Genomic DNA, 7,602 nt, shown 5'->3' with positions numbered 1-7,602 from the left:
CCTCGTTACTGAATGATATTTTTTGGACCTTTGGGATCAATGCCCCGCTGCATCAGAAAAAATATCATTCAGTAACGAGGCCTGTTAAGTACTTAAGTTTTATTGACACAGTTTATTTTACACACCCCTGTCTACTGTTTATGTAGCATGAACTTTATGCTATTATCTTTAAAGAAGGATAACATTGTTCAATGTTATCCTTCCTTTAGGGATCGCCAAACTACTTATATTAAATCCCATCTCGTGTCTCTTTTTTTTGTGCTACTGTCCTGTTGATCCCTTTTATTGAATAATGCAAATTTACGATGGCTCAGAGGCTTATTTATTACACATAACACAGTAATAGTTGTATAAATCAAACAATTTTGAATAAAAAGAGGCTGCACTAGCTAGCAGCCTCTGAGTTGTGATGGTTGGTTTTTGATTTTTCTTTCATGTCTTTGTGTACGTCCCTGACAAAGCCAAGTGGTACTTCCATAAGTTCTGCAATCATTTCATCACTGTGGTCTGTGGCAGCTAAGAGGTTCCGGACATGCACTATGTCCCTGGCCCTCCTACCTTCTTCTCTACCTTCTTCTCTACCTTCTACCCTACCTTCTTCTCTACCTTCTTCTCTACCTTCTACCCTACCTTCTACCCTACCTTCTACCCTACCTTCTTCTCTGCCTTCTTCTCTGCCTTCTACCCTACCTTCTTCTCTGCCTTCCTTTCGTCCTTCTGCTCTCGCCTCTTTTCTCATCTTTCTTTTTACTCTTATTGCCTCCAGCCTGAAGCTTTCTCTTATAAAGTCATCAACGCCCATAGTTTTACTTTTTTTTATTTCGTTATCAAAAATTTTATTGTTCTCCTCATTTTCAAAAGCAATATAATTTCTCAGGAATGCCATTAGTGCCTTGGTTTTATTTTCAGGAATTGCCCTTCGTCTCAATTCTGTCAGCAACTCCCGCTTAAATGCCAATAACGCTTTGTCTCTCTCTGTCTCATTACTGATATGCCTGCCAAAAAACTTAGATTTCGCTATCAGCACAACCAGTGCAAAAAGATTATCAGACGCCTGTAATTCCTTTTCATCCTGTTCAGCTATCTTATAAACTTTAAACTGATAACGGACGCTTGTGCCCATAAATTCCTGTTCATATGTATCAGGCCTGGCTTTTTGAATAGGTTCTGTAAGAATGGCACATGCGGAGATCCGCCGCTGGTACTTGTCGAGTATCCTGTAATAATAGGTGAACATCCGCAATGCAAAGTCTTTTTCGAATGCGCCCTGCACTTCCACATGGATCAGTACCCATTCTTCTTTACCATCACGTGTATAAATCTTCGCCAGCTTATCAACCAATCTGGATGAATATCTGTTCTTTTCATCAGGATATAGCTGTGATAGCTCCTTATCCAGAAAAGTAATACCTCGTGTAAAGTCAAATATATTATCTGCCTGCGGATGGAGAAAGCGTATAAAATCTTCAAATACTTCCTCCAGTACTCCCTTCCAGAGTGTATCTTCCTGTTGCGCCATAGTCAACAATTCAATGGATTAATAAACTTTGTTAAATAAAAAAGGGAGTTAAATGCCAGAACAAAAAAGGTAGGAATCCTATATAATTACAAGTTTACATCATAAAATAATAATAAACAAAACATCTCCGGATTTTTATTAAAATGATACATTGAATAAAAAGAGGTGCCTCAAAATAATGAGACACCTCTTTTAATTTCAGAAGCGTATACCGTTATACGTTACAATTCAGCTATACCTGTCATTCCTCCAGGGATACGCTGTGTTGGAATAACCGCGTTCCTCCCAGAAGCCTAATTTATTCTCTTTCAGAAATTCTATCCTTCTTATCCATTTAGATCCTTTCCAGGCATACAACTGCCGAGTGATCATTCTCACCGGCCCGCCATGCTCCCGCGGCAGCGGCGCTCCTTCTACGGTATGTACCAGCAATACGTCCGGTTTCAGGGCTTCTTCAAGAGAAACATTGGTGGTGTAATCATCATACCCGTAACAAAGAATATGCGTAGCCTGTTCTTCCGGTTGCACCAAGGCAGCAAGATCCAGCAGTCTCACTCCTTTCCAGTTCATATCCAGTTTGGACCAGGTCGTTACACAATGGAAGTCTGACGTATCTTCTGTTTGCGGTAATGCCATAAAATCTTCCCAGGTCAGTTCAACCGGATGTTCTACAGCACCATCTATTATAAGCCGCCATTCATCCAGGGGTATTTCCGGCTCAATACCGAGGTCCAGTACAGGCCATTTCCTTGTAATGATCTGTCCTGCAGGCAACACAGGCATACCATGCCGGTTAGGTTTGCCTGAGCCCATTGGCTTACTGTCTGCAACAGAAGGTGTGAGCCGCATCTTCTCTTCAAAGCGGGATTTCAGCTTCATACGGGCCTCTACAATTCTCCTGAGTTTTTCTGATTCTTCCATACATTGAAGGTATGAAAAATGCTTTCACCGGCGGTGAAAGCATTTTTCGAAAAGAAGACCAACTAAAAGTTAACCATGGTAATTAAGGTTGTTTGATGACCTTCCTTACTGTCAGCTGTGCCCCGTTACTGATCCTTACCACATACATACCGGGCGTCATCCTGTCCAGCGGTATTACGTACCTGCTGCCAGCTACTCTTGCAGTATGCACTACTTTCCCATTCAGATCGGTTAATGTGACCAGTGCCCCCTGTGAATATGTTTTCCCTAATCCTATCACCACCTGAGTAGTAGCAGGGTTCGGTGTAACTGTTACCACATCCGTACCATCTTCCTCTTCTTCCACAACCGCCATTCTTGCGGCCGACGGCGCACGGTAGGAAGGCACATAGGCCTGGTCCTCATTATATGCCATCGGAGAGACCTTATCACGATATACTTCACCGGCAGGCGTCAGCAATGTGGGCGCTTTATAGAACATATGACGTGTATCTTCCACCCATTCGTACAGAGAATATCTCTCCACAAAACTGGTAGTGTCCAGCATATGCAGGAAAGCGGCAATAGCTTCTGCCTGCTGCGGATAGGTTGGTTTACAACAGGTCCAGTTAGCGCCGTTATTCCACTCTGTGATCCAGATAGGCCTTTTTGTACGGTCATGTACTGCTTTCAGCCGGTTATAGAATTGTTGTGGCGACTGACCTCCCAGGTACCAGTGCATAGCTACAAAGTCAACTCTGTAATTCAGTGAATCACATTTATCAATAAACTGGTACAGCCATGACAGCCCGCCGTCAGAAGGTGCGGGAGAACCCAACCTCAACCCTGACTTCAGCAGCTCCGGCCATTGGGAGATGGCTACATCTACCGTCATATTAGCCTGGTCTGTACGCTCCGGTTCATTAAAGCCCAGCGCATGCGTACTTTTCCTCTTACTGTTGATATTCTCATAAGAGTTCCACCAGCGGTTATGACGCATAGGAATATATTCCACATTCCATCCGGAGGTAGCTACGTTATCCCAGTCATACTGCCAGGAACAATTCAGTGCCTCTGCCGACGGGCGGCCGCTGGTCCATCCCTTCTTGCTTACCCATCTCCATGGGATCACTCTTACAAAAGATACATTGCCGTGTAATCCTGCAGGCAGTGTATCTACTACCAGGTCTTCCCTGTCTGCTACATATACCCTGCTGAAACCTGTTCCCAGTTCATCCCGGGCAAATGTTGCCATATACCCTTTCTTCAGGCGGAATGACCTGATATTATCATTCAGCGTACCCAGTTCTGCAGAACGGTAGTAAGTGTAAAGAGAAGTTTTCAGGGAAAGACCTGTACACTGTTCTCCTGTAAATACTTCCAGCGGCTGGTAAGTGGAAGACTGACTGATCACCATTGTACCCTGAAGGTACTGCTCCACACGGATATTTTCATCTGCCACGGCGGCGTTGCCGTTCACCATGAGCTGTGATAAATAGCTTTCGTAGAAAACAGCCGGTTTTACAGCCGGGAAATACAACCAGACATCATCAGACACCAGGTTCAGCAAACTGCCTTTTAGCGGCTCCGTTGTCCCTGTTATGACGATCTGGCTGCTGCCTCCTACTGTCCATACCTGGTTGTATATTGCAGGCAAGGTGTCGGAATAGTTGTTTTTTGTCTGAACGGGGATGGGAAACGGCAATTTTTTCACTCTGTAAACGCCGGTATCGCCATTCTCTGCCGTCACCACTATCCGCATCTGGTTATTGATAGTATCCAGTGCTCCGGCCAGTGTACTGTCTTCTTTCAGTATCTTAAAAGACGCATGTTCAGAAACCTGCAGTGCTGAAGCCAGCTGCACCACTCTCCCGTTCCGCGGGTAGAGTACCCTTGCTTTCACAGGGTCTACTATCCCTCCTGTTACGGCCAATACTGTTGCCTGCGCACTTATTTCCCTTAATACTACGGGGTATATCGTGGTGCCATTCAATCCTTTTACTTTTACAGCCATAGTATCTGTCAGCAGGGTGGTATCCTGCATCGCAATACTCACACCACCTGTAATGCCTACAATATCCATAGTGGCAGTAGGCGCCACATGCAGTCCGCTGCGGAATGCCTCTACCGTCTGGCCGGGAGATACGTTTGTTACCCGGGTAGTGGCAGTATCTATCACCCCGTCTGTTGTTGATAACAGCACCCAGTCTTTCAGCATTACAGTACTGAGATCGTCTACCAGCACTTCCAGGGGAGCAGGCAGCGGAGACGCGGTAGAGCCGGTTTTAAAGGCAAAGTAGATGGTCACACTATCACCCGCTGTTCCCGGTATGGTATAGATCCGTTTCCCGGAGCAGGCATACTGGAGAAAGGTGCCATCTGTATCAGGGCCGCATCCCACCCAGGTAGAAAATCCCCTGATTACGTCTCCGTTGCCGTTAGGTGAATAATCCCTGCCAGCCACGGGGGCAATGGTACTGAGGTATAGCTCTCCCCAGAAATTAGCCACATTGCCGGTCCTGAAAGCGCCGTTCACGGTATAGGTCTTTCCCGCTATCAGACGCAAAGGCTGCCAGAAAAGGACATTTGTGCCCTGGAAAGCGGTAATACGCAAACAGCCCCCACTACCTGCCACCGGTGTCTGACCGGTATAATTGAACTGGTATGCCGCCTGGGAAGCACCTCCTAACTGGTAAACATTCCATAAGGAACTATCCTCCATATTTCCTCCGGAAACCTGGGCATAGGCTAACCCTTTCATTAACAATAACATTACAACTAAATAAATGTGCTTTTGACACGAAATTGACCGGGTTAAGAAGGGTCTAATTTTTTTCATAGTGGATTTCAATTTGGGTTCTGGAAATAAAATGATGCTCTCAATTGGCCCATCAGGGGTATAAAAGAGATGGGACAACAAATATAGTTATTTAGATATAATGAAATGACAGCGCACTGAATGAGGGTAAATTGATAGCTGGCAGACTGCCATAAATAATATAAATTTGATATTGTATATAACCTATTGCTGATGCTTTTAACGTCGTCCTATGAACTGAAGACAGCATTTGCCTATGCCAGGAATTTCAGCCTGGAGAGGAAACTTTTTTACATAGACAGTCAGATGATCCTTCTGGGTATACTGGACTCTTACGCTAACGACATTGCCATAGAACATACTGACAGGGAAAAACTGATCGCATGGCTTAATGTACTGGACTGGGAAAAGCATCCCGGCATTTCTGTGCCTTCTGGCTCACGGCCTAAAGTGAACATTATGCCTGAGGCAGAACGTATGCTGGAAAATGCAGCTTATTACCAGAAAAAGCTGGGCGATAAACAATTGCATCCACAGCACATCATTCTCTCCCTTCTCAGCATAGAAAACCGATGCCAGTATAAATTCCAGCAGCTCGGTATCGTTTTTGAGACCTATCTTGAACAGGTAAGACAACAAAGGGGTATTACTGCAGATATTCCTTTCCGTAGTCCCCGCATCAGGTCATCCCGTATTCCTTTTCTTCTGCCTCTGCTCAGATTATTCTACACAAAGGAGCAAAAGAAAAAATATGCAGACAGGTATTTCCGGGAGGCCCAGACCTTACTTCAATACAATGAGATAGAAAAATGCAGGGCACTTTGCGGGCAGGTACTGCAAATGCAGCCTGATCATGTGAGCGCACTCTGGCTCACAGGCATTACCTGGAGAGTGGAAAGGAAATTCAAGAAGGCGTTATTATATTATGAGAAAGTGCATAAATATCATCCCGCCCATACCGGGGTTATTGCAGAAATGGCCCATTGCTTCAGTGAGCTGGGCAATCATGCCTGGGCACAGCACCTGTATGCGCATGCCCTTTCCTTAAACCCGGGGTCGGCTGAATTGCTGAACAGTATTGGCTTTGAATGCATTAATATGCGGCAGTATATAGAGGCCATTTCCTATTTTGACCAGGCCATTGCATATGATGAAGAATGCGCTTATGCTTATAACAACAAGGGCTATGTGTTAATGCACCTGGGCTTTCTGCCTGCTGCAAAAGAACTGATCATAAAGTCTCTTGAATTCAACAAGGGGAACGCTTATGCCTACAGGAACCTGGCGCTGCTCAACCTGAAAGAGAAGAATGATGCCGGGGCCAGGGAAATGCTGCTACAGGCAAAACGTTATCGTTTTTCCCGCAATTACGGCGATGAAGTAGATCAGCTGCTGATGCGCCTCAATACCGCATCTTAAGCAATAGCTGCATAAAACCGCTCTATGAACCTTTTATACCAGCCGGTTTTCATCAATACCCTTTTATATAACAGATATCCTATCAGTGCGCAGAGAATACCTGCTGTTACGTCCAGTACATAATGGTGGCTGGTGTATACTGCTGCAAACCAGATACCTGCAGTAATAATACCGAACAGGGTAATGAAGACAGGATGTGTATGTTTCCTGGCATAAAAGAATACTATCAGCGGATAGGCTGAGTGAAGGGAAGGCATAGCTGCAAATACGTTGGAGCCTTTGGCATATAGTGACTGGAACACAGTGACGTTAAAGTAGTTGTCAAATCCTATCAATCCGGCTATATGGCCGGGTGTATTTGCCTGGAAATCAAAACCATGTAGCTGTACATACCATGGTGGTGCTGCAGGATACGTATAGTACCCTATCCATCCTATGAAATTCACGAACAGGAACGTACATATGAAATGGAGGAAACCCAGCCTGTCTTTAAAGAACATGTAACAAGCAAATGCCAGCGGCACAGGTACCCAGCAAAGGTAGAAAGCACCTGTCAGCACGTCCAGAAAGGCATTTTTATGATGCAGCCAGAACTCGTTAGGCGTCAGCTTAACGCCGTCTACCATTACACCAAACAATGACTTCTCGGCATCATAAAGATCTTTGATATGCACCGCGCTTACCATGTAGTTGGGTAGGGCCTTCTGATAGTCAAATAATATCCAGTAAATAACAAACACGGAAAAGCCCAGGATAAATTTCCTGGAAATACGGGAACCATAATAACATCCGTTGAAGATGGCAAGCAGCCATAACTGGTCGGTTTTAAAACCAACCAGTAATGCCGACAGCAGCAGATAGCCTACGCTTATTATTGTTGTAACCAGCAAATTCCGCCTATTAAAGAAAGCAGTTGTAGGCTTAGCCGGGATATGGACACTCATAA

The 7,602-nt window shown here is 44.9% G+C and carries 5 protein-coding genes; 1 reads left to right on the top strand and 4 read right to left on the bottom strand.

Features of this window, described 5'->3' with window-relative positions; all coding sequences use genetic code 11:
- Positions 1-385: 385 nt before the first annotated feature.
- From GO493_RS26095 to GO493_RS26085, 3 genes are all read right to left on the bottom strand, one after another.
- Positions 386-1,519: an RpnC/YadD family protein gene (locus GO493_RS26095; protein WP_198315833.1), complete on the bottom strand. Its 1,134-nt coding sequence runs from the start codon at positions 1,517-1,519 to the stop codon at positions 386-388.
- A gap of 228 nt (positions 1,520-1,747) precedes the next feature.
- Positions 1,748-2,440: a sulfite oxidase-like oxidoreductase gene (locus GO493_RS26090; protein ID WP_157309178.1), complete on the bottom strand. Its 693-nt coding sequence runs from the start codon at positions 2,438-2,440 to the stop codon at positions 1,748-1,750.
- A gap of 82 nt (positions 2,441-2,522) precedes the next feature.
- Positions 2,523-5,180 carry a glycosyl hydrolase gene (locus GO493_RS26085; protein WP_198315832.1) on the bottom strand — a complete coding sequence of 886 codons (2,658 nt, stop codon included), beginning with the start codon at positions 5,178-5,180 and terminating at the stop codon, positions 2,523-2,525.
- Between the two features lie 270 nt (positions 5,181-5,450).
- Here GO493_RS26085 and GO493_RS26080 point away from each other — a divergent pair, with 270 nt between their 5' ends.
- On the top strand, positions 5,451-6,656 hold the full coding sequence (locus GO493_RS26080; protein WP_157309176.1) for a tetratricopeptide repeat protein: 1,206 nt from the start codon (positions 5,451-5,453) through the stop codon (positions 6,654-6,656).
- On the opposite strand, the gene GO493_RS26075 is transcribed toward GO493_RS26080, so the two are convergent.
- On the bottom strand, positions 6,653-7,600 hold the full coding sequence (locus GO493_RS26075) for a phosphatase PAP2 family protein (protein ID WP_157309175.1): 948 nt from the start codon (positions 7,598-7,600) through the stop codon (positions 6,653-6,655). The two genes, GO493_RS26080 and GO493_RS26075, sit on opposite strands and share 4 nt — an antisense overlap.
- Between the last annotated feature and the right edge of the window lie 2 nt (positions 7,601-7,602).

Source organism: Chitinophaga tropicalis, from assembly GCF_009758205.1.
GTDB classification, from domain to species: domain Bacteria; phylum Bacteroidota; class Bacteroidia; order Chitinophagales; family Chitinophagaceae; genus Chitinophaga; species Chitinophaga tropicalis.
The sequence above is the reverse complement of the archived record's forward strand: the minus strand, read 5'-3'. Positions and strand labels throughout refer to the sequence as shown.